The organism is Streptomyces sp. WAC03905 (assembly GCF_057371075.1).
Genome location: NZ_JBXYDZ010000003.1, coordinates 1,134,980 through 1,160,562 on the forward strand (window position 1 = coordinate 1,134,980; position 25,583 = coordinate 1,160,562).

Sequence of the window (25,583 nt, forward strand, 5' to 3'; positions counted from 1 at the left end):
TCCCTCCGCCACCCTTCACACCCCCGGCCGGCCGCCGTCCCGGTCCCGCCGACGACCCCTGGAGCACCACCCATGAGCGACCGCACCCCCCAGCGTCTCCCCCTCACCGGGGCCCAGACCGGCGTCTGGTACGGCCAGCGGCTCGACCCGGAATCCCCGGTCTTCAACGTCGGCCAGTACGTCGAGATCCAGGGGCCGCTCGACCCCGAGCTGTTCACCGCCGCGCTGCGGCACACCGTCTCCGAGTGCGAGGCGCTCACCGTCGCCTTCGCCGAGGACGCCGACGGGGAGCCGTACCAGCTGACGCGGCCCGCAGCGGACCGCGCGCCGGTGGCCGTCCCCGTCCTCGACCACACCGGCCAGGACGACCCGTACGGCACCGCGCTCGCGCTGATGCACCGTGACATGGCCACCCCGGTGGACCCGGCGCGCGACCCGCTGTCCTTCTTCAGCCTGCACCGGGTGGCCACCGACCGGACGCTCTGGTACCAGCGGGTCCACCACATCGCCCTCGACGCCTACGGGTTCTCCCTGCTGTCGCGGCGTGCCGCCGAGGTCTACACGGCGCTCGCCGGGGGCGACGAGCCCGGCCCCTCCCCCTTCCCCGGCCTGTCCGCCGTCCTGGACGAGGAGGCCGCCCACCGCGGCTCCGAACGCCACGCGGCGGACCGGGCGTACTGGCTGGACCGCCTGACGGGGCTGCCCGAACCCGCCCCGCTCAGCGGCGCCGCGCACCCGGCGGGGCACGCGTTCCTGCGCGCCCGCGCCGAACTCGGTCCGGAGCCGACCGGCCACCTGCTCGCCGCCGCCCGGTCCGTGCGCGCCAGCTGGGCCGACGCGGTGACCGCCGCGTTCGCCGCCTGGCTGCACCGGGCCGGCGGTGCCCGCGACGTCGTCCTGTCCCTGCCGGCCATGGCCCGGCTGGGCTCCGCGGCGTTGCGCGTCCCGGCCATGGTGGTCAACGTGCTGCCGCTGCGGGTCGCCGTACGGCCGGGGACGCCGTTCGGCGAGCTGGTGGCCGCCGTGGCGGCCGGGGTGCGCGGACTGCGCCGGCACCAGCGCCACCGGGCCGAGGACATCCGCCGGGAGCTGGGTCCCGGCCGCGCGGAGGGCGCGGGCGCGTTCGGCCCCATGCTCAACGTCAAGGCCTTCGACTACGGCCTGGACTTCGCGGGATCGCCCGCCACCGTGCACAACGTAGCCGCCGGCCCCGTCGACGACCTGACCCTCGGCGTCCACCACGACGAGGCGGAGGGCCGGATCCGGCTGGAGCTGGACGCCAACCCGCACGCCTACGACCAGGACACCGCGGCCGCACTGCTCGCCGAGTTCACGCGCTTCCTGGCCGCCTGCGCCGCGGCCGGCCCGCACGCCCCGGTCGGCCGGCCCGACCTGCTCGCCCCCGCCGCGCTGGCGGCCGCCGTCGCCGCCGGCAACGACACCGCCCGGCCCGTACCGGCCGGCCCGGTCGTCGCCGCCCTCGAGGAGGCCGCCGGCCGTCACCCCGCCGTCCCGGCCGTGATCGCCGGGGACACCGTCCTGGACCACGCCGAGCTGCACGCGCGGGCCGACCGGCTCGCCCGGCTGCTGATCGCGCGGGGCGTCGGCCCCGAGTCGTTCGTCGGCCTCGCCCTGCCCCGCACCGCCGACCTGGTGGTGGCACTCCTCGCCGTCCTCAAGGCGGGCGGCGCGTACCTGCCGCTGGACCTCGAATACCCGGCGGAGCGGCTCCGGTTCATGGTGGACGACGCCCGCCCGGTGTGCGTGCTCACCACCCTGGACAGCGCCGCGCTCGCGCCCGACGCCTGCGGCACCGAGCGGATCGTGCTGGACTCCCCCGACACCCTGGCCGCACTGGCCGCCCTCCCGGCCGCCCCCGTCACCGACGCCGACCGCACCGCCCCGCTGACCGGCGCCCACCCGGCGTACGTGATCCACACCTCCGGCTCCACCGGCCGCCCCAAGGGCGTGGTCGTCCCGCACGCGGCGCTCGCCAACTTCCTGCACATGCAGTCCGAGGTGCTCGCCCTGGCCCCCGGGGACCGCCTCGTCGCGGTCACCACCGTCTCCTTCGACATCCACGTCCTGGAGATCCACACCCCGCTGCTGTGCGGGGCCACGATCGTCCTCGCCGACCGCGACACCGTGCGCGAACCGTCCGCGCTGGCCGCCCTGGTGGACGCGCACCGCCCCGCCGTCATGCAGGCCACCCCCTCGCTGTGGCACGCGCTGCTGGAGGACGGCCGGCCCACGGCGCTGTCCGGCACCCGGGTGCTGGTCGGCGGCGAGGCGCTGCCCGCCGCGCTCGCCGAGCGCCTCGCCCGCACGGCGGCGTCGGTCACCAACGTGTACGGGCCCACCGAGGCCACCGTGTGGGCCACCTCCACCGTCCTGGCCGCGGACCACACCGGCGTGCCCGGCATCGGCCTGCCGTTCTGGAACACCCGCGCCCACGTCCTGGACGCGGCGCTCCGCCCGGTCCCCGCCGGCCGCGCCGGCGAGCTGTACCTGGCCGGCGCGCAGCTGGCCCGCGGCTACCTGGGCCGCCCCGCCCTCACCTCGGAGCGGTTCACCGCCGACCCGTTCGGACCGGCGGGTTCCCGCATGTACCGCACCGGCGACCTGGTGCGGCGGAACGGGGCCGGCTGCTGGAGTTCCTGGGCCGCGCCGACGACCAGGTGAAGCTGCGCGGGCACCGGATCGAGCCGGGCGAGGTCGAGGCGGCGCTCGCCGCGGCCGCCGGCACCGGCCGGGCCGTGGCGCTGGTACGGGAGGACGAGCCCGGCCGGCAGATGCTGGTCGGCTACGTCACCCGGGCGGCGGACGGCTCCGCGCCCGACCCGGCCGCGGTCCGGCGGGCGGCCGCCGAGGCCCTGCCCGCGTACATGGTGCCCGCCGCCGTGGTGGTGCTGGACGCGTTCCCGCTGACCGCCAACGGCAAGGTGAACCGCAAGGCCCTGCCCGCGCCCGCGGAGGGCTCGGCCGGCCCGGGCGGCGGGCGCGCCCCGCGCGGGGCCCGCGAGGAGATCGTCACCGGCGTCCTCGCCGACGTGCTCGACGCCCCCGGACTGGGCCCGGAGGACGACTTCTTCGCGTTCGGCGGCCACTCGCTCCCGGCGTCCCGCGCGGCCGCCCGGCTGCGGACCGCCCTGGGCACCGACTGCGCGATCCGCGACGTGTTCGAGGCGCGGACCGCACGGGTGCTCGCCGCGCGGCTGGGCGGCCGGACGTCCGTGGCCCGCCGCTCCCCGGCCCCGGCCGACCGGCCCGCCGTCCTTCCCCTGTCGTACGCGCAGGCGCGGCTGTGGTTCCTGCACCAACTGGAAGGCCCGTCCACCACCTACAACATCCCCTTCTCCGTACGGTTCGACGGCCGGCTGGACGAGGGCGCCCTGGACGCGGCCCTCACCGACACCGTGGCTCGGCACGAGGCGCTGCGCACCGTGTTCGAGGAGTGCGACGGCGTCCCCGCGCAGCGGGTGCTGCCGGCGGACGGCGCGGGCGTACGGCTGCACGTTGTGGAGACCGCCGACGCGGACGACACCGGAAGCGCGGTGGCGGTGGCCCTCGGACACCGCTTCGACCTGTCGGCGGGCGCCCCGGTCCGGGTGACCCTGGTCCGGCCGCGGTCCGGCGCCGGTGACGTGCTGGTGGTGCTGCTGCACCACATCGCCTCCGACGAATGGTCCATGGGGCCTTTCCTGGCCGACCTGACCCGCGCGTACGAGGCCCGACGCGCCGGTGGAGCACCGGAGTTCGCCCCGCTGCCCGTCCAGTACGCCGACTACGCACTGTGGCAGCGCGACCTGCTGGGCGACCGGGCCGATGAGGGTTCGACGGCGGCCGCCCAGGCCGCCTATTGGCGCCGGACGCTCGCCGGTGCGCCGCCGGAGCTGGACCTGCCCGCGGACCGCCCCCGCCCGGCCGCCGCGGCCGCGGCGGCCGTCGGCGCCATGGTGTACCGGCGGGTGCCGGACGACGTGGCCGAAGGGATCCGCCACGTGGCCCGGGAGACCGGCACCAGCGTGTTCATGGTGGTGCACGCGGCCGTCGCCGGTCTGCTGCACAGGCTCGGCGCGGGCGAGGACGTCGTCCTCGGCACGCCCGTCGCGGGCCGCTCCGACAGCGCCCTCGACGACCTGGTCGGCTTCTTCGTCAACACCCTGGTGCTGCGCACCGACCTCAGCGGCGACCCCACCTTCGGGGAGCTGCTGGCCCGGGTGCGGACCGCCGACCTGGCCGCGCTGGACCACGCCGACCTGCCGTTCGACGCGGTGGTGGAGGCGGTGGCGCCCGAGCGGTCACCGGTGCGGCACCCGCTGTTCCAGACGATGGTGTCGCACAGCACGGTCAGCCAGGACCTGCGGACGCTGTTCGGGCTGGCCGCGCGGGTGGACCGGATCGACCCGGGCGCCGCCAGGTTCGACCTGGACGTCACCTTCTCCGACACGGCGCACGGCACCGGCCTGGAGCTGGAGGCGTTCTACGCGACGGCCCGCTTCGACACCGCCACCGCGGAGGCCTTCACCGACCGGCTGCTGCGGGTCCTGGCCGAGGCGGTCGCGGACCCCTCCCGCCGGGTGTCCGGCTGGGAGCTGCTGGACCTGCCCGAGCGCACCGCGCTGGAGCGGTGGAACGCCACCGGCAGGCCGGTCGATCCGGAGCCGGTGACGGCCGTGTTCGCCGCGAGCGCGGCGGCCGCCCCGGACGCCACCGCCGTGGTGGCGGGCGCCGAACGGCTGTCCTTCGCCGCACTGGACGAGCGGGCGGGCCGGCTGGCCACGCTGCTCGCCGCCGCCGGTGCGGGCCCCGACACCGTGGTGGCGCTGGCCGTCCCCCGGTCCGCGGACACCGTGGTCGCCCTGCTGGCCGCGCTGAAGGCGGGAGCGGCGTACCTGCCGCTGGACCTGGACCACCCGGCCGACCGGCTCGCCTTCATGCTCGCGGACGCCGCGCCGGTGTGCGTGGTGACGACGCGGGCCGCCGCCGGGCGCGTGCCGGGCGTACCGGCGCTGGTACTGGACGACCCGGAGACCGCCGGCCGGCTGGCGGAGGCGGAGCCGCTGGCGCAGGTGCCGGTGCACCCGGAGCACGCCGCGTACGTCATCTACACCTCGGGCTCCACCGGGGTACCGAAGGGCGTGGTGCTGCGGCACGCGGGCCTGACCCGGCTCTTCCGCGACCACGAGCGCGACCTGTACGGGCCGGTGGCGGCCCGGCTGGGCCGCCGGGTGCGGGCGCTGCACACGGCGTCGTTCTCGTTCGACTCCTCCTGGGAGCAGTTGCTGTGGCTGGTCGCCGGGCACGAGCTGCACGTCCTGGACGAGTTCGGGCGCCGTGACGCCGAGGCGGTCGTCGCGTACGTGCGCGAACACCGGATCGACGCGCTGGACGTGACGCCCTCGTACGGGCACCGGCTGGTGGACGCCGGGCTGCTGGCCGGTGCGTGGCGGCCGCCGCTGTTCCTGCTCGGCGGCGAGGCGGTGCCGGCCGGTCTGTGGGCGGAGCTGCGCGGGGTCTCCGGCGTGGAGACCGTCAACTACTACGGGCCCACCGAGTTCACCGTGGACGCGCTGGTGGCGCGGGTGACCGACAGCCCGACCCCGGTGGTGGGACGGCCGCTGGACAACACCCGGGCGTACGTCCTGGACGGGCGGCTGCGTCCCGTTCCGCCGGGCGTGCCCGGCGAGCTGTACCTGGCCGGTGAGCAGAACGCACGCGGCTACCTGGGACGGTCCGCGCTGACCTCGGAGCGGTTCGTGGCCGACCCGCACGGGGCGCCCGGCACCCGCATGTACCGCACCGGCGACCTGGCCCGCCGGCGGGCGGACGGTCTGCTGGAGTTCCTGGGCCGGGCCGACGACCAGGTGAAGATCCGCGGTTTCCGCGTGGAGCCGGGCGAGGTGGAGGCGGCGCTGGCCGCCCTGGAGGGGGTGTCGGCGGCCGCGGTGCTGGTCCGCGAGGACCTCCCGGGCGCCGCCGGACTGCCGGAGCTGGTCGGGTACGCGGTGGCGGACCGGGCCGAACCGGAGCATTTGCGGCGGCAGTTGACGGCGGTCCTTCCCGAGCACCTGGTACCGGCCGCGGTGGTGGTGCTGCCGGCGCTGCCCGTGAACGTGAACGGCAAGCTGGACCGGGCGGCGCTGCCGGTGCCGGGCCTGCGGGCGGCCGGGGAGTCCCGGGCACCGCGCGGCGCGGCCGAGGAGCGGATCGCGGCGGTGTTCGCCGAGGTGCTGGGGCTGGCGTCGGTCGGCGCGGAGGACGACTTCTTCCGGCTGGGCGGGCATTCGCTGCTGGCGACGCGGCTGGTCGCCCGGATCCGGGCCGCCGGTACGGCGTGCTCGGTACGGGACGTGTTCGAGGCGCGCACGGTGGCCGGGCTCGCGCGGCGGCTGGCGGACCGGGGCGGCGCGGGCCGCCCGGAACCGGTGGCGGCGGCGCGGCCGGAGCGGCTGCCGATGGCCTTCGCCCAGGCGCGGCTGTGGTTCCTGGACCGGCTGGACGGCGCGTCGGCGACGTACAACGTGCCGCTGGCGCTGCGGCTGACCGGGCCGCTGGACGCGGCCGCGCTGCGGGCCGCGGTCGCCGACGTGGTGGCCCGGCACGAGGCGCTGCGCACGGTGTACGGCGAGGACGCTGCGGGCCCGTACCAGCGGGTGCTGGAGCCGGGCGTGACGGACGTACCGTTCGCGGTGACGGCCGTGCAGGCCGGCGGGGCCGGCGCGGCCCTGGACGAGGCCGCCGGCCACGCGTTCGACCTGGAGCGGGAGCTCCCGGTCCGGGTGACCCTGTTGCGGGAGGGGCCGGAGGCGCACACGCTGCTGGTCCTCTTCCACCACATCGCCTCCGACGAGTGGTCGACGGGACCCTTCCTGACCGATCTCGGGGAGGCGTACGCGGCCCGCCGCGCGGGCCGGGCGCCGGAGTTCGCCCCGCTGCCCGTCCAGTACGCCGACTACGCGCTGTGGCAGCGCGCGCTGCTGGGTGAGGCGTCGGAGCCGGGCTCGGTGGCCGCCGAGCAGTCCGCGTACTGGCGCGTGGCGCTGGCCGGGATCCCGGCCGAGGTCACGCTGCCCGCGGACCGCGGCCGCCCGGCCGTGCCCTCGCACCAGGGCCGGACGGTGACGGTGGGCCTGCCGGAGCACCTGGTGGCGGGGCTGGAGGCACTGGCCTCCTCCTCGGGGACCACCATGTTCGCGGTGGTGTCCTCGGCGGTGGCGGCGCTGCTGCACCGGCTGGGCGCCGGCGAGGACCTGCCGCTGGGCTTCCCGGCGTCGGGGCGCTCGGCGGAGTCCCTGGACGCGCTGGTCGGGTTCTTCGTGAACACCCTGGTGCTGCGGGCGGATCTGTCCGGAGACCCGGACTTCGCGGAGCTGCTGTCGCGTACGGCGCGGGCGGCGACGGAGGCCTTGGACCACGCCGACCTGCCGTTCGACGCGGTGGTGGAGGCGGTCGCCCCGGAGCGCTCGCTCTCCCGCCACCCGCTGTTCCAGACGATGGTGGCGTACGAGGGCGGGGCGGCGGTCCCGGCCGGCCTGTTCGGCGGGGCGGTGACGGCGCGGGAGAAGACGGTCGGCGCGGGCGCCGCGAAGTTCGACCTGGAGGTGCTGTTCCGGCGCACGCCGATCGGGATGACGTGCGGGATCCGGTACGCGGTCGACCTGTTCGACGAGCCGACGGTGATGGTGCTCGCCGGGCGTCTGGTCCGGCTGCTCGACTCCGTGATCGCGGATCCCTCGGTACGGCTGTCGCGGATCGCGCTGCTGGACGGGGCCGAGCGGGAGCGGATCCTGTCCGGTTTCAACGACACGGCCGTGGCGCTGGAGGGTCCGGCCACCCTCGCCGACCTGGTCGCGGCGGGCGCGGACCGCGCCCATGGGCCGGCCCTGGTCTTCGAGGGTACGGAGACCTCCCGGCCGGACTTCGAGGCCGCGGTGAACCGGCTCGCCCGGCTCCTCATCGGCCGGGGTGTCGGTCCCGAGAGCATCGTCGCCGTCGCCCTGCCCCGCTCCGCCGACCTGCTGATCGCGCTGCACGCCGTGGTCCGGGCCGGTGGCGCCTACCTCCCGCTGGATCCGTCGCTGCCCGCCGACCGGCTGACGTACATGACGGCGACCGCGCGCCCGGTGTGCCTGCTGACGGACGCGGTGTCAGCGGCGGCCGTGCCGACGGCCGACGGGGTGGGTGTGGTCCTCCTGGACGCTCCGGAGACGGCGGCGGAGCTGACCGGGCTGGAGCCTGGTCCGGTCACCGACGCGGACCGTACGGCGCCCCTGTTGCCGCACCACCCGGCGTACCTGATCTTCACCAGTGGTTCGACGGGGCGGCCGAAGGGCGTGCTCGTCGAGCACGAGGCCATCGTCAACCGCCTGGAGTGGATGCAGCACGCCTACGCGCTGACGGCGCGGGACCGGGTGCTGCAGAAGACCCCGACCGGCTTCGACGTCTCGGTGTGGGAGCTGTTCTGGCCGCTCGCCCAGGGCGTCCCGCTCGTCGTCGCCCGCCCGGACGGCCACAAGGAGCCGGCGTACCTGGCGGGTCTGATCGGGGAACAGCGGGTGACCGTCTGCCACTTCGTGCCGTCGATGCTCGGCGCCTACCTGGCCGAGCACACCATCGACGCGACGCCCTCGCTGCGCCTGGTCGTCTGCAGTGGTGAGGCGCTGACGACCGACCTGACGGACCGGTTCCACGCCCACAACGCGCACGATGCCGAGCTGGCGAACCTCTACGGCCCCACCGAGGCCGCCGTCGACGTCACCGCCCACACCACCACCACCCACAACCCCCACCCCACCACACCCATCGGCACCCCCATCTGGAACACCCACACCTACGTCCTCGACCACCACCTCAACCCCGTACCCCCCGGCACCCCCGGCGAGCTCTACCTCGCCGGCACCCAACTCGCCCGCGGCTACCTCACCCGACCCGACCTCACCGCCGAACGCTTCACCGCCAACCCCCACGGCACCCCCGGCACCCGCATGTACCGCACCGGCGACCTCGTACGCCAAACACCCGACGGCACCCTCCACTACCTCGGCCGCACCGACCACCAGATCAAACTCCGCGGCCTGCGCATCGAACCCGCAGAAATCGAAACCACCCTCACCACCCACCCCCACCTCACCCACACCACCGTCCAACTCCGCGAAGACACCCCGGGAGTCCAGCACCTGGTGGCCTACGTGGTCCCCGCGGCCGGGATGCCGGACCCGGACGCGGCCGAGCTGCGGGCGTGGGCGGGAGAGCGGCTGCCCGAGTACATGGTGCCGAGCTTCTTCGTGACGCTGCCCGAGCTGCCGCTGTCCCCGAACGGAAAGCTGGACCGGCAGGCCCTGCCCGCCCCGGAGCTGCCCGGGGCCGGTTCTTCCCGGGTCCCGCGCGACGCCCGCGAGGAGATCGCCGCGGGTGTGCTGGCCGACGTGCTGGGCCGGTCGTCGGTCGGGGCGGACGACGACTTCTTCGCGCTCGGCGGGCACTCCCTGCTGGCGGCCCGGGTGGCCGCCCGGCTGCGGGAGGCCCTGGGCGGGGACTGCGCCGTGCGCGACGTGTTCGAACTGCGGACCGCGGCCCGGCTGGCCGCGCGCCTCGCCGAGCGCGGCGGGGGTGCGGGCGACGGTCGCCGGCTGCCCGTCCTCGCCGAGGCGTCCGCCCGCCGTACCGACCGTCCCGAACTGTCCTACGCCCAGCACCGGCTGTGGCTGCTGGACGCCCTCCGCGGCACCGGCGCGGTCTACAACGTCCCGGTCGCGGTGCGGCTGCGCGGCCCGGTCGACACGGAGGCGCTGCGCGCCGCCGTCCAGGACCTGTCCGCCCGGCACGAGGTGCTGCGCACCGTCGTAGCGGAGGAGGACGGCCGGCCGTACCAGCGGGTGCTGCCCGCTGACCGGGCCGCCGTTCCGGTGGACGTCCGGGACGTGCCCGCCGACCGGCTGCGCGCCGAGGCGGAGGAGGCGGGATCGTACGCCTTCGACCTGGAGCGGGATCTCCCGCTGCGGGTGACCCTGCTGCGGACGGCGCCGGACGACGCCGTACTGCTGGTGCTGCTGCACCACATCGCCACCGACGAGGCCTCCACCGGCCCGCTGCTGGCGGACCTGTCCGCGGCGTACGCGGCACGTACGGCGGGCCGGGCACCGCAGTTCGCCCCGCTGCCGGTGCAGTACGCGGACTACGCGCTGTGGCAGCGGGAGCTGCTGGGCGAGGTCTCCGACCCCGGGTCGGTGGCCGCGGCCCAGGCCGCGTACTGGCGGGACGCACTGGCGGGCGTCCCCGCGGAGCTGGGACTGCCGGCCGACCGCGGCCGTCCGGCGGAGCCGACGTTCCGGGGCGGGGTGGTGCCGTTCACCGTCCCCGCCGACACGGCGGACGGGCTGCTGCGCCTCGCCCGCACCACCGGGGCGACCCCCTTCATGGTGGTGCACGCGGCCGTCGCGGCCCTGCTGCACCGGCTGGGCGCGGGCGAGGACATCCCGCTCGGCAGCCCGGTCTCGGGGCGGGGCGGGGCGGAACTCGACGGCCTCGTCGGGTACTTCCTGAACACGCTGGTGCTGCGCACGGACGTGTCCGGCGACCCGCGGTTCACCGAACTGGTGGCCCGGGTGCGGGACACGGCGCTGGCCGCCTTCGCCCACGCCGACCTGCCGCTGGAGGCGGTCGTGGAGGCGGTGGGGCCGGAGCGGTCCCGCGCCCGCAATCCGCTCTTCCAGACGATGGTGACCTACCACTCGGCGCCGGAGTCGCCGGACGAGCTGTTCGGTGCTCCCGCCGAGGAGTTCCGGGTGGAGACCGGCGGGGCGAAGGTGGACCTGGAGCTCGCCTTCGGCACCCTGCGGCCGGGCAGCGGCTTCGAGGGCGGGATCCGGTACGCCGCTGACCTGTTCGACGCTTCGACGGTCGAGGCGCTCGCCGGGCGGCTGGTACGGCTGCTGGCGGCGGTGACGGACGATCCGTCGGCGCCCCTGTCTGCGATCGCCCTGCTGGACGGGGCCGAGCGGGAGCGGATCCTGTCCGGTTTCAACGACACGGCCATGGCGCTGGAGGGTCCGGCCACCCTCGCCGACCTGGTCGCGGCGGGCGCGGACCGCGCCCATGGGCCGGCCCTGGTCTTCGAGGGCACGGAGACCTCCCGGCCGGACTTCGAGGCCGCGGTGAACCGGCTCGCCCGACTCCTCATCGGCCGGGGTGTCGGTCCCGAGAGCATCGTCGCCGTCGCCCTGCCCCGCTCCGCCGACCTGCTGATCGCGCTGCACGCCGTGGTCCGGGCCGGTGGCGCCTACCTCCCGCTCGACCTGTCGCTGCCCGCCGACCGGCTGACGTACCTGCTGGACAGCGGTGGCCCGGTGCTCACGCTGACGGACTTCGGCTCGGCGGCGCTGCTGCCGGCCGGTCCGGAGGTACCCCTGGTCGTGCTGGGGTCGCCCGCGGTGGAGGCCGAACTCGTCCTGCGGGACGACGGTCCGGTGACGGACGCGGAGCGGGTCGCGCCGCTCCTGCCCCGCCACCCCGCCTACGTCATCTTCACCAGTGGTTCGACGGGGCGGCCCAAGGGCGTGCTGATCGAGCACGAGGCCATCGTCAACCGCCTGGAGTGGATGCAGCACGCCTACGGACTCACCCTGTCCGACCGGGTGCTGCAGAAGACCCCGACCGGCTTCGACGTCTCCGTGTGGGAGCTGTTCTGGCCGCTCGCCCAGGGCGTCCCGCTCGTCGTCGCCCGCCCGGACGGCCACAAGGAGCCCGACTACCTCAACGCCCTCATCGAGGAACAGCAGGTCACCGTCTGCCACTTCGTGCCGTCGATGCTGGGCGCCTACCTGGCCGACCACACCATCGACAGCACCCCGTCCCTGCGGTTGGTGGTGTGCAGCGGCGAGGCCCTGACCGCCGACCACACCCGGCAGTTCCACGCCCACAACACCCATCACGCGGAGCTGGCGAACCTCTACGGCCCCACCGAGGCCGCCGTCGACGTCACCGCCCACACCACCACCACCCACAACCCCCACCCCACCACACCCATCGGCACCCCCATCTGGAACACCCACACCTACGTCCTCGACCACCACCTCAACCCCGTACCCCCCGGCACCCCCGGCGAGCTCTACCTCGCCGGCACCCAACTCGCCCGCGGCTACCTCACCCGACCCGACCTCACCGCCGAACGCTTCACCGCCAACCCCCACGGCACCCCCGGCACCCGCATGTACCGCACCGGCGACCTCGTACGCCAAACACCCGACGGCACCCTCCACTACCTCGGCCGCACCGACCACCAGATCAAACTCCGCGGCCTGCGCATCGAACCCGCAGAAATCGAAACCACCCTCACCACCCACCCCCACCTCACCCACACCACCGTCCAACTCCGCGAAGACACCCCGGGGGTGCGCCGGCTGGTCGCCTACGTGGTGCCCGCCGAGGGCCGGACGGTCGAGGTGGAGGAGCTGCGCGCGCTGGCGGCCTCCCGGCTGCCGGAGTACATGGTCCCGTCGGTGTTCGTGACGCTGGAGCGGCTGCCGCTGTCGGCCAACGGCAAGCTGGACCGCGGGGCGCTGCCCGTGCCCGCCCTTCCGGCCGCGGCGGTCGCCGCCGCGGCCGCGGCACCGGCGACGCCCGTCGCGGCCGTGGCCGCCGGGGAGCCCCTGGACGTGCTGCGGGCGTTGGTCGCCGAGGTCCTCGGGCTGTCCGCTGTCGGCCCGGACGACAACTACTTCGAGCTCGGCGGCGACAGCATCGTCTCCATCCGGCTGGTGGGCCTGGCCCGGAAGGCGGGGCTGACCATCTCGGCACGGCAGGTCTTCCAGCACCCGACCCCGGCCGCCCTCGCCGCGGTCGCCGTCCGGCGCGCGGACGCCCCGGCGGCCCCGGCGCGTCCGGCGGACGGCGGGCCGGGACCGCTGCCACTGCCTCCGGTGGCGCAGTGGCTCGCCGAACGCGGCGGCCCGTTCGCGTCGTTCGCCCAGGCCCGGCTGGTGCGCCTGCCGGCCGGCACGGACCGGGCGGCCCTGGTGGCCGCGCTGCAAGCCGTACTGGACCACCACGACGGGCTCCGGCAGACGCTGGTGGTGGCCCGACCCGGGGTGTGGAGCGCCGAGGTGCGGCCCGTGGGCGCGGTGCCGGCCGGGTCGGTCCTGGACCCGGTGGACGCGGCGGGCTGCGACGACGACGAGCTGCGCGGGCTGCTGGCCCGGGAGTCGGGGCGGGTCTCGCGGCTGCTGGATCCGGAGTCCGGCGTGATGCTGCGGGCGGTCCACTTCGACCGCGGCCCGGACGCCTCCGGGCGGCTGCTGCTGGCGGCCCACCACCTGGCGGTGGACGAGGTGTCCTGGCAGATCCTGCTGCCGGACCTGCGGGCGGCGTACGAGGCGCTCGCGGCGGGCCGGTCCCCGGTGCTGGAGCCGGTGCCGACCTCCCTGCGGACCTGGACCTCGCACCTGCTCGCCGAGGCCCAGCACCCGCGGCGGACCGCAGAACTCGACCACTGGCTGGCCGCGTCCGCGGCGACGGCTCCGCTGCTGGCGCACCGTCCGCTGCACGCGCGTACCGACACCGTCGCGACGGCCCGGCAGCTGACGGTCCGGGCGTCGGCGGAGCGCACCGCGCCCCTGCTGCGCGAGGTGCCGACGGCCTTCCACGGCACGGTCGGTGACACCCTGCTGACCGCGCTGGCCCTGGCCGTCGGTGATCTCGCGGCCCGCCGCGGGCTGCCGTTCGGGGACGGTTTCACGGTGGACCTGGAGGGTCACGGCCGGGAGCAGGAGCTGCTGCCGGGTGCGGACCTGACCCGGACGGTGGGCTGGTTCACCGCGATCCACCCGCTGCGGGTGACGGCCCGGTCCTACGAAGCGGCCGGGGTGCTGGCCGGGCGGGACGACGCGGGCGCCGCCCTGAAGGAGGTCAAGGAGCTGCTGCGGCAGGTCCCGGACGGCGGTGTCGGCGCGGGCCTGCTGCGCTACGCCAACCCGGCCACGGCGCGGCTGTTCGACGGCGCGGCCCGGGCGGAGGTGCTGTGGAACTACCTGGGCCGGCAGACGGGCGCGGCGGATCCCGACTGGGGTCCGGCCGCGGAGGCCGACGCCCTGGCTGCCCGGCCGGATCGGCTGCTGCCGCTGTCGCACCCGCTGGAGATCACCACCGAGATCGGTGACGGCCCGGACGGGCCCGAACTGACCACCACGTTCACGTGGGCGGGCGAGGCCGTCGCGCAGGAGGTCGTGGGAGAAGCTCGCGGACGGCTTCCTGGCCGCCGTGGACGCCCTCGCCGCGTGGGCGGCACATGGCACGACCGGGGGGTACACCCCCTCGGACCTCGACCTGGTCGATCTCGACCAGGACCAGATCACGATGCTCGAAGACATGTGGAGGGCACAGCAGTGACCCAGGCCAAGATCGAGGACATGCTTCCGCTGTCCCCCTTGCAGCAGGGCATGCTGTTCCACTCGCTGTACGACGGCGCCGCGCCGGACGTCTACACCGTGCAGGTGTCGGTGTCGCTGGCCGGCCCCGTGGACGCGGAGCGGCTGGAGCGGGCCGGCGCCGCCCTGCTGCGGCGCCACCCGAACCTGCGGGCCGGGTTCTGGCACGAGGGCGTGCCGCAGCCGGTGCAGTTCGTCCCGGCCGAGGTGCCCTTCGCCCTCGACCGCGTGGACCTCTCCGACGACCCGTCGCCGTCGGCGGTGCGCCGCGTGGAGCGCGCCGAGCTGGCGAAGCGGTTCTCCCTGCACCGGCCGCCGCTGCTGCGCCTGACTCTGGCCCGGCGCGGCCCCGAGGACCACCTCCTGGTGGTGACGGTGCACCACATCCTGGTGGACGGCTGGTCGATGCCGCTGCTGGTCGGGGACCTGCTCGCGCTGTACGAGGCCGACGGCGGGCCCGGCGGTCCGGGCGCGGTCCGCCCGTACAAGGACTACCTGCGCTGGCTGAAGGCGCAGGACGCGCCGGCCGCGGAGGGCGCGTGGCGGCGTGCGCTGGCCGCCCTGGACGGGCCGACGCTGGTGGCGGAGGCCGACACCGGCCGGCTGCCGGTCCGGCCGGGTGTGCACCGGCTGGAGCTGACGGCGCAGGCGACCACCCGGCTGACGGGGGCCGCCCGGCGTCTCGGCACCACGCCGAGCACGCTGGTGCAGGCGGCGTGGGGCCTGTTGCTGGGGTCGCTGACGGGCCGGGACGACGTGGTGTTCGGGCTGACGGTGTCCGGACGGCCCGAGGAGATACCCGGGGTCGAGTCGATGGTGGGCCTGTTCATCACCACCGTGCCGGTACGGCTGGCGGCCCGACCGTGGGACACCGTGGGCGGACTCGTGCGCCGCTTCCGGGACGAGCAGAACGGCTTGCTGGCCCACCACCACCTGGGGCTGCGGCTGATCCAGAAGCAGGCGGGCGGCGGCGAGCTGTTCGACACGCTGGTCGTGGTCGAGAACTATCCGGTGGACCCGTCCGCGGGGCCGGCGCTGTCCGACGGGGTCCGGGTGGCCGGCGTCGAGGCCCGCGACGGCACGCACTACCCGCTGACCCTGGCGGTGAACCTGGACGAGCGGGCCGAACTGGCCGTCGAGTACCGGCCGGACCTGTTCGACGCCCGGGCCGCGGCCCGGATCGCGGACCGGCTGGCGGGCCTGCTGGAGCAGCTCGCCGGGGACCCGGACGCCACGGTGGGCTCGCTGCGGATGCTCGCGGGCGACGAGCCGGGCGCCGGGCGGGCGGGGCTGCGCGGCGAAGTCCGCGCGGTGCCGTCCGGTACGGTCGCGGACCGGTTCGCGGAGCAGGCGGCGGCGACCCCGCAGGCGTGCGCGGTGGTCTCCGGCGACGGGCGGCTGACGTTCGCAGCGCTGGACACCCGGGCGAACGCCCTGGCCGGGCTGCTGGCCGGGCGGGGCGTGGGCCCCGAGGACGTGGTGGCGCTGGCCGTGCCCCGATCCACGGACGCCGTCGCCGCGATCCTCGCGGTGCTCAAGACGGGTGCCGCGTACCTGCCGCTGGACCTGGACCATCCGGCGGACCGGCTGGCGCTGATGCTGGACGACGCCCGGCCGGCCTGCGTGCTGACCACCTCGGCGGCGCTCGCGCTGCTGCCGGCCGGCGACGGCGCGGGGGCCCCGCGGATCGTGCTGGACGCGCCGGACACCGCGGCCGAACTGGCGACCGCCCCGGCCTCCTTCACCGCGCCCCGCCGGCCGCTGCCCGGCCACCCGGCGTACGTGATCCACACCTCCGGCTCGACGGGCGTGCCCAAGGGCGTCGTGGTGACCCACGGCGGCCTGTCGGCGCTGTACGCCCACCACGTCGCGGCGGTGTTCGGGCCGGCGGTGGCCGCGACCGGCGGGCGCCGGCTGCGGGCCCTGCACACCGCGTCGTTCTCCTTCGACACCTCCTGGGAGCAGCTGTTCTGGCTGGTCCTGGGGCACGAGCTGCACGTCCTGGACGAGACGGACCGGCGGGACGCCGAATGCACCGTGGCCTATGTCCGCGAAAGGCGGATCGACGCGCTGGACGTGACGCCGACGCACGCGCAGGCGCTGCTGGAGTGCGGGCTCCTGGACCGGGACGCGCACCGGCCGGGGCTGGTGCTGCTCGGTGGCGAGGGCGTGCCGGACACGCTGTGGAAGCAGGTCCGGGACACCCCGGGGGTGATGTCGGTCAACCTCTACGGGCCGACCGAGTACACGGTGGACGCCCTGGCGGCCGACCTGTCCGTGTCCGCCACGCCGGTCGTGGGCCGGCCGATCGGCAACACGGCGGCGTACGTCCTGGACGGTGCGCTGCGGCCGGTGCCGGAGGGCACTGCGGGTGAGCTGTACCTGGCGGGCGCGGGCGAGGCGCGCGGCTACCTGCGGCGGCCCGCCGCCACGGCGGAACGTTTCATCGCCGATCCGTTCGGTGCTTCGGGCGGGCGCATGTACCGCACGGGCGACCTGGTGCGGCTGCGACCGGACGGGGAGCTGGAGTTCCTCGGCCGGGCCGACGACCAGGTGAAGATCCGCGGACACCGGGTGGAGCCGGCCGAGGCGGAGGCCGCGCTGGCCGCCCTGGACGGGGTGGTGTCGGCGGCCGTGGTGGTCCGCGAGGACACCCCGGGCGTGCGACGGCTGGTGGGCTACGTGACCGGTACCGCCGACCCCGAGCAGGCCCGCAAGCAGCTCGGGGAGCGGCTGCCGGAGTACCTGGTGCCGTCCGCCGTGGTGGTGCTGCCGGCCCTGCCCATGACGGTGAACGGGAAGCTGGACCGGGCGGCGCTGCCGGCCCCGGTGCTGACCGGCGCCGCGTCCTCGCGGGCCCCGCGCGGGCCCCGTGAGGAGGCCCTGTGCGCGGTGTTCGCGGAGGTGCTGGGCGTGGAGCGGGTCGGCGCCGACGACGACTTCTTCGCGCTGGGCGGCGACAGCATCGTGTCGATCCGGCTGGTGGCGCGGGCCCGCAAGGAGGGCCTGCTGCTCTCCCCGCGGGACGTGTTCGAGCACCGTACGCCGGCCCGGATGGCGGTGTCGGCGGCCGCCGCGGACGCGACGCCGGCGGCCGGGTCCGGCACCGGGTTCCTGTCCGGTACGGGTCCGCTGGTTGAGCTGTCCGAGGCGGAGCGGGCCGTGCTGGACGGCGCGTTCCCGTCGGCGGGCGAGGTGCTGCCGCTCTCCCCGCTCCAGGAGGGCCTGTACTTCCACGCCCAGTACGACGACCGGGGCCTGGACGTGTACCTGATGCAGAACTTCGTGGAGCTCCTCCACGAGGTCGACGCCCCCGCGCTGCGGGAGGCCTTCGACGGCCTGTTGCGCCGCCACCCCAATCTGCGCTCCGGTTTCCGGCACGAGGGGCTGCCGCAGCCCGTCCAGGTGGTGCCCTCCGCGTGGGAACTGCCGTGGCGGGAGCTGGACTGGTCGGGTCTGGACCGGGCGGGGCAGGACGCCGCGCTGCGGGACTTCTCGCTCGCCGACGCCGGTGAGCGGTTCGACCTCGGCGCTCCTCCGCTGCTGCGGGTGACGCTGATCCGGATGGCCGCCGACCGGTGGGTGCTGTGCGTGACGCAGCACCACATCCTGACCGACGGCTGGTCGGAGTCGCTGTTCTTCGAGGAGCTGTTCGCCCTGTACGGGGCGCGGGGCGACGAGTCGGTGCTGGCGCCGGTGACCCCGTACCGCGACTACCTGCGGTGGCTGGCCGCGGTGGACACCGAGGAGGCGGTGCGCGCCTGGCGCGGCCACCTGGCGGGGCTGGACCAGGGCACGCTGGTGGCCGGGGCCGACCCGGCGCGGCCGCCGGTGACGGCCGAGGTGGTGGACCTGTCGCTGGACGAGGAGTCCAGCGACCGGCTGCGGGAGTTCGCGCGCGGCGCCGGGATCACCTTGAACACGGTGCTGTCGACGGCGTGGGCGATGGCCCTGGCCGGGATGACCGGCCGGGACGACGTGGTCTTCGGCGCGACCGTGTCGGGCCGCCCGGCCGGCCTGCCGGGCGTGGACCGGATGATCGGCATGTTCATGAACACCCTGCCGTTCCGGGTGTCGCTGCGGCCGGCGGAGCCGGTGCGGGACCTGCTGGTGCGGGTCCAGGCCGAGCACGCCGACCTGCTGCCGCACCACTACACGGGCCTGGGCCGGATCCAGCGCGAGACCGGCATCGGCCAGCTCTTCGACACGCTGTACGTCTTCCGCAACACGCCGCTCGACGACTCCGCCCGCGAGGAGGCGGTGGCCGAGCACCACATCGGGTGGACGCACGGCGTCGACGGCACCCACTACCCGCTGACCCTCGCGGTGACGCCGGGGCGGGCACTGGAGCTGACCCTCGCCTACCGGCCCGACCTGTACGACGCGGCGACGGCGGAGCGGCTGGCCGGCCTGCTGGCGCTGCTGGTCCGGTCGATCGTCGCGGACGGCGCGGTGCCGGTGGGCCGGCTGCACACGCTGCCCGCGCCGGAGCGGGCCGGGCTGCTGGAGCTGGGCGACGACATGGGCCACGAGTTCCCCGACGCGTCGGTGGCGGAACTGTTCGCCGCTCAGGCGGCCCGTACGCCGGGGGACACCGCCCTGGTCTTCGAGGACGAGCGGCTGACCTACGCCGAACTGGACGCCCGGGCGAACCGGCTGGCCCGCGCGCTGCGGGCCCGCGGGGCCGGTCCGGAGCGGGTGGTGGCCCTGGGCCTGCCGCGCTCGGCGGACTTCGTGGTCGCGCTGTTCGCCGTGCTGAAGACGGGCGCCGCCTATCTGCCGCTGGACCTGGACCATCCGGTGGACCGGCTGGCGGCCATGGTCGAGGACGCCGGACCGCTGTGCATCGTGACGGTGGATCAGGTGGCCGGCCGGGTGCCGCGGGTGGCCGGAGTACCGCTGCTGGAACTGGACGCGCCGGACACCGTCGGCGAGCTGGCCGCCCTGTCCGACGGGCCGCTGGCCGAGGCGGAGCTGACCGGGCCCCGGGACGGCAGGCACCCGGCGTACGTGATCTACACCTCGGGTTCGACCGGCCGCCCCAAGGGCGTGGTGGTGCCGTACGCGGGCCTGACGAACATGCTCGCCAACCACCGCGAGCGGATCTTCGCGCCCGCGGTGGAACTGGCCGGCGGGCGCCGGATGCGGGTGGCGCACACCGTCTCCTTCGCCTTCGACATGTCCTGGGAGGAGTTCTTCTGGCTGGTCGACGGGCACGAGGTGCACGTCATCGGCGAAGAGCTGCGGCTGGACCCGGCGGCGCTCACCGCGCACTACGACCGGGTCGGCATCGACGTGGTCAACGTGACGCCGTCGTACGGGCAGCAGCTGGTGGACGCCGGTCTGCTGGACGCCGGACGGCACCGGCCGGCGCTGTTCCTGCTCGGCGGGGAGGCCGTGCCGGACTCGTTGTGGACGCTGCTCGCCGCGACGGACGGCACGATGGCCTACAACCTGTACGGGCCGACCGAGTACACCATCAACGCGCTCGGCGCCGACGTGGCCGACAGCGCGGGCTCCTGCGTGGGCCGCCCCATCCACAACACCCGCGCCTACGTGCTGGACGGAGCCCTGCGCCCGGCACCGCACGGGGTCCCCGGCGAGCTGTACCTGGCGGGCGCGGGGCTGGCCCGCGGCTACCTGGGCCTGCCGGCGCTGACCGCCGAGCGGTTCGTCGCCGATCCGTTCGGGGAGCCGGGCACGCTGATGTACCGCACCGGCGACCTGGTGCGCTGGCGGGCCGACGGCGGTCTGGACTACCTGGGCCGCGCCGACGACCAGGTCAAGATCCGCGGCTTCCGGATCGAGCTGGGCGAGATCGAGTCCGTGCTCGCCGGGCTCCCGGAGGTGGCCGCGGCGGCCGTCTCGGTCCACACCGGGCCGACCGGGGTCAAGCGCCTCGTCGCCCACACCGTGCCGGCCGCCGGAGCGGCCGGGCGGACCGCCGAACCGGCCGCGCTGCGGGCCCGGCTGGCGGCGGCGCTGCCGGAGTACATGGTGCCGGCCGCGTTCGTGGAGCTGGCCGCGCTGCCCCTGACCGTGAACGGCAAGACGGATCGCGCCGCCCTGCCCGCGCCGGACTTCGGCGACGGCTCCGGCCGGCCCCCGAAGGACGCCCGCGAGGAGGTGCTGGTCCGGGTGTTCGCGGAGGTGCTCGGCCTGGAGCGGGTCGGCGTCGAGGACAACTTCTTCGCGTTGGGCGGGCATTCGCTGCTCGCGATGCGCCTGGTCAGCCGGATCCGCGACGAGCTCGGGGTCCCGCTCCAGGTGGGTGCGGTGATGTCCGCACCGACCGTCGCCGACATCGCCGCGCGGATCGCCGGCGACGCCCGTGACGACGCGCTGCGGGTGCTGATGCCGCTGCGCGAACGGGGCACCGCGGCACCGCTGTTCTGCTTCCACCCGGCGTCGGGCTTCGCCTGGCAGTACACCGGGCTGCTGCGCCACCTGGATCCGGACCGGCCGGTGTACGGACTCCAGTCACCCGGTCTGGCCGGAGCGCTGCCCGGGGTCGCGGACGTGGCCGGGCTCGCGGAGCTGTACCTCGCGGAGATCCGTACCGTGCAGCCCGAGGGGCCCTACCACTTCCTCGGCTACTCCTTCGGCGGGACCGTGGCCCACACCCTGGCGGCGCTGCTCCGGGAACGCGGCGAGGAGGTCGCGTTCCTGGGCCTGCTCGACGCCTACCCGCCGGAGACCGAGGACTGGTCGTACGCGGACGCCCCGGACTGGCGGGAGCGGCTGGAGCGGGAGGAGTCCGGCTTCCTGTTGTCGGTGGCCGGGGTGGACGCCCGGGAGGGCGCCGCGGCGGCCGACCGGGACGAGCGGATCGCCGCTATCCGTGACAGCCGCGGCCTGCTCGCCGGCTTCGACGAGCACCTGCTCGACGCGATCGTGTCGGTGAACGTGCACTGCGTACGCCTGCTGTCCGCCAGCCGGAGCCGGCGCTACCGCGGTGACGTGCTGTTCTTCACGGCCGCCCGGACCACTCCGGAGGACCAGGCGCCGGCCCTGGTGTGGCCGCCGTACCTGGACGGCCGGCTGGAGGAGCACGTGCTGGACCTCGGCCACGACGAGCTGATGTCCCCGGCCGCGCTGGCAGAGATCGGACCGGTGGTGGCCCGTGCGCTGGCCGCCGTCCCCGTGTCCGGCTGACGCGTCGCCCCGGGATCCGGTCCGGGCCGCCCTCCGAGGCCGCCCGGGCCGGGCCCCCACCCCCTGGAACACCTTCCGCACCAGTTGACTTGGAGGACGAGATGCCTGAAGCCGCAGCCCCCGGGCACTCGCGGTTCACGGGCCGCGTCGCGTTCGTGACCGGCGCCGGCCGGGGCATCGGGGAGGCGGTCGTCCGCACCCTGTACGCCCACGGCGCCTCGGTGGTCGCCACCGACATCGACGGCGAGGCCGTCGCCGCGCTCGCCGTGCGGGTGGCCGAGGAGGGCCGGGCGTCCCGCCCGGACGCCGCCCCGCCGCCCGGCCGCTTCCTGCCCCGCCGCCTGGACGTGGCCGATCCGGACGCGGTCCGCGCCGCGGTCGCCGCCGCCGTCGCCGAAGCGGGGCCGGTCGACATCCTGGTGAACGTCGCCGGGGTGCTGCACACCGGCCCGGCCACCGCCGTCGACGACGCGGAATGGGCCCGGCTCTTCGCGGTGAACACGGGCGGCGTGTTCCACACGGCCCGGGAACTCGCCCCGGCGATGGCCGCACGGGGCCGCGGCAGCATCATCACCGTCGCCTCCGACGCGGCGGGCGTACCGCGCGTCGGCATGGCCGCCTACGCCGCCTCCAAGGCGGCCGCCACGATGTTCACGAAGTGCCTGGGCCTCGAATACGCCCGCAGCGGCGTCCGCTGCAACGTGGTCGCGCCGGGCTCCACCGACACCGCCATGCAGCGCTCGCTGTGGGAGGACGACAGCGTCCCGCACCGCGTGCTGGAGGGTGACGCGAGCCGCTACCGCACCGCGATCCCCCTCGGCCGGATCGCCGAACCGGCGGACGTCGCCGACGCCGTGGCCTTCCTCGCCTCCGACGAGGCTCGCCACATCACCATGCAGCAGCTGTACGTGGACGGCGGCGCCTCCCTGCGCTGACGGACCGCCGCGCCGTCCGCGCTCCGCGCCCCGCGCGCCCCGCGTCCGTGTCCCGGGCGCCACCCTCACCACCACCCGCACCACCCGCACCCACCTGCCAAGACCCTGCGCACGCCGCGCACAGCAGCCATGAGGAGACACCGTGCCGACGGTCCGCCCAGTCGCCGCACCCCCCGTGCCCCCCGCACCCGCCGCGTCGGACGTCACGGCCCGTCCCGCCGTGGGCGCCGCCACCGCCCTGCTCGACGCCTACCGGCCGGGCGACCGCTTCCTCGCCACGCCGACCCGCACCCTGCTGGCGCAGGGGCCCGTCACCGACGTCCCCGACGACGGCACGCCGCTGACCGAGCGGGTCCGCACCGCCCTGGCGCGGGCCCGCCGCGGGGGCCACGACCGGCCCCTGGTCCTGGGCGCGGTTGCGTTCGACACCGCCGCCCCCGCCGCCCTGGCGGTACCGGAGCAGGTCCGTACCGGTCCGCCGCTGCAGGCCGACCCGCTGGTGACGCTGCCCGCGGACCCGCCGGAGGCACTGGACTGGAAGGTCATCGAGGTGCCCGCGCCGGAGGAGTACGCCCGGGCCACCGCCGAGGCCGTGGCCCGCATGACGGCGGGCGAGGCGCAGAAGGTCGTCCTGGCCCGCACCCTGGAGGTGTCCGCACCCGGCCGCGAGCCCGACCTCGCCGCGCTGCTCGGCCGGCTGGCCCGCTTCGACCCGTCCGGCCACACCTTCGCCCTGCCCGTGGGCCCCGGCCGCACCCTGCTGGGAGCCAGCCCCGAGCTGCTGGTGGCCCGCCACGGCGGGCGGCTCGTCGCCAATCCGCTGGCCGGGTCGGCCCCGCGCAGCGCGGACCTGGCCGAGGACGTGCGGCGCGCCGCCGCACTCCTGGACTCGGCCAAGGACCTGCACGAACACGCCGTCGTCGTCGAGCAGGTGCGCCGGGCCATGGCCCCCTACTGCTCCTCCCTGGACGTGCCCGCCCGCCCCGCGCTGGTGCGCACCGCCACGATGTGGCATCTGTCGACCACCGTGACCGGGACCCTCGCCGACCCGGCCACCACCGCCCTGGACGTGGCCGTCGCGCTGCACCCGACGCCGGCGGTGTGCGGGACGCCCACGGCGGCCGCCCGCCGCATGATCGCCGACGTGGAGCCCTTCGACCGCGGCTTCTACACGGGGATGCTCGGCTGGCAGGACGCCTGCGGAGACGGCGAGTGGGTCGTCACCCTGCGCTGCGCCGAGGCCGTCGACGGGCTGCTGCGGCTGTACGCCGGTGCCGGTGTGGTGCCCGCGTCCGACCCGCTCGCCGAAACCGCGGAGACCGCGGCGAAGTTCCGTACCTTCCTCAGCGCCGTGGGAGCCTCCCTGTGACCTCGACCGACACGCACCGGCAGTCCGTCCCGGTGTCGCCCGACGCCCCGCTGTGGCCGGCCGCGTTCGCCGAGCGCTATCGGGCCGCCGGCTACTGGCGCGGCGAGACCTTCGGCGGGGTGCTGCGCGAGCGGGCCGCCGCCCACCCGGACCGGGTGGCCGTGGTGGATCCGGCGGGCGGCCCGGACGGCGGGCGCCGGGAGTGGACCTACGCCGAACTCGACGCCCGCGCCGACCGGATGGCGGCCGGGTTCACCGCCCGGGGCGTCTCGGCCGGCGACCGGGTGGTGGTGCAGCTGCCGAACACGGCCGAGTTCTTCGAGGTGGTGTTCGCCCTGTTCCGGATCGGGGCGCTGCCCGTGTTCGCGCTGCCCGCCCACCGGCAGGCGGAGATCGGCTACTTCTGCTCCTTCACGCAGGCCGTGGCCTACGTCGTGCCCGGCAGGCTCGCCGGCTTCGACCACCGGACGCTCGCGGCCGCGGTACGCGCGGAGGTGCCCACGCTGCGGCACGTGTTCGTGGCGGACGCGGACCCGGGCGGGTTCACGGCGCTGGCCGACGTGCCCGTGGAACCGGCCGCGGAGCCCGCGTACCGGCCGCGCCCGCAGGACGTCGCCTTCCTGCAGCTGTCGGGCGGCAGCACCGGTGTGCCCAAGCTGATCCCCCGCACGCACGACGACTACCTCTACTCGGTGCGCGGCTCCAACGAGATCTGCGGGGTCACCGCCGAGTCGGTGTACCTCGTGGCGCTGCCCGCGGCGCACAACTTCCCGCTGTCCTCGCCCGGTTCGCTGGGTGCGCTGTACGCGGGCGGCCGCGTGGTGCTGTGCCCGCAGCCGGCGCCGGAGGCCGCCTTCCCGCTGATCGAGCGCGAAGGGGTCACGATCACCGGGCTGGTGCCGCCGCTGGCGCTGCTGTGGACCGACGCCGCGGCCGCAACGGAGCACGATCTGAGCAGCCTGGACGTCCTGCTGGTCGGCGGCGCCAAGTTCCCCGAGGAGGCTGCCCGCCGGACGGGTCCGGCCCTCGGCTGCCGGCTGCAGCAGGTCTTCGGGATGGCCGAAGGCCTGGTCAACTACACCCGGCTGGACGACTCCGAGGAGCTGGTCAACGGCACCCAGGGGCGCCCCGTCTCGCCGGACGACGAGATCCGGATCGTGGACGACGAGGACCGCGAGGTGGAGCCGGGGGCCACCGGCCACCTGCTGACCCGCGGCCCGTACACCATCCGCGGCTACTGGCGGGCCCCCGAGCACAACGCGCGCTCGTTCACCGCCGACGGCTTCTACCGCACCGGCGACGTCGTCCGCGCGCTGCCCACCGGCCACCTGGTCGTCGAGGGCCGGGCGAAGGACCAGATCAACCGGGGCGGCGAGAAGATCGCCGCCGAGGAGGTGGAGAACCACATCCTCGCCCACCCGTCCGTCCACGACGCGAACGTGGTCGCGGAACCGGACCCCTACCTCGGCGAACGCACCTGTGCCTACGTGATCCTGCAGGCCGGCGCGGAGCCGCTGCGCCCCGCCGCCGTGAAGTCCTTCCTGCGCGGCCGCGGCCTGGCCGCCTACAAGGTGCCCGACCGGGTCGAGTTCGTCGCCGCCTTCCCCACCACGGGTGTCGGCAAGGTCTCCAAGAAGGACCTGCGCGCCGCGGCCGCCGGCGCCACCGGGGACGGGGCCTGAGACCCCTCACCCCGCCCTT

At 75.8% G+C, this 25,583-nt stretch carries 5 protein-coding genes; all 5 read left to right on the forward strand.

Translation table 11 applies throughout. From position 1 onward, the window contains the following. Positions 1-72: 72 nt before the first annotated feature. Complete coding sequence (locus AC2RP6_RS08060) at positions 73-2,682, forward strand: amino acid adenylation domain-containing protein (RefSeq protein WP_486445560.1); 2,610 nt, start codon at positions 73-75, stop codon at positions 2,680-2,682. After that, positions 2,679-21,578, forward strand: a complete 18,900-nt coding sequence (locus AC2RP6_RS08065; RefSeq protein WP_486445561.1) for a non-ribosomal peptide synthase/polyketide synthase — start codon at positions 2,679-2,681, stop codon at positions 21,576-21,578. Before AC2RP6_RS08060 ends, AC2RP6_RS08065 begins: the two co-directional genes overlap by 4 nt. A gap of 101 nt (positions 21,579-21,679) precedes the next feature. Then, positions 21,680-22,513 carry a 2,3-dihydro-2,3-dihydroxybenzoate dehydrogenase gene (locus AC2RP6_RS08070; protein ID WP_486445562.1) on the forward strand — a complete coding sequence of 278 codons (834 nt, stop codon included), beginning with the start codon at positions 21,680-21,682 and terminating at the stop codon, positions 22,511-22,513. 142 nt (positions 22,514-22,655) lie between these two features. Beyond that, entirely contained in the window at positions 22,656-23,882 is a 1,227-nt protein-coding gene (locus tag AC2RP6_RS08075) for an isochorismate synthase (RefSeq protein WP_486445563.1), read from the forward strand. A 32-nt stretch (positions 23,883-23,914) separates the two neighbouring features. Beyond that, positions 23,915-25,564: a (2,3-dihydroxybenzoyl)adenylate synthase gene (locus tag AC2RP6_RS08080; protein WP_486450255.1), complete on the forward strand. Its 1,650-nt coding sequence runs from the start codon at positions 23,915-23,917 to the stop codon at positions 25,562-25,564. The last annotated feature ends 19 nt before the right edge of the window (positions 25,565-25,583 follow it).

Excerpts from the sequence above, each read along its gene's own strand:
- AC2RP6_RS08060 (WP_486445560.1), top strand. The coding sequence starts at position 73 with ATGAGCGACCGCACCCCCCAGCGTCTCCCCCTCACCGGGGCCCAGACC.
- AC2RP6_RS08070 (WP_486445562.1), top strand. The coding sequence starts at position 21,680 with ATGCCTGAAGCCGCAGCCCCCGGGCACTCGCGGTTCACGGGCCGCGTC.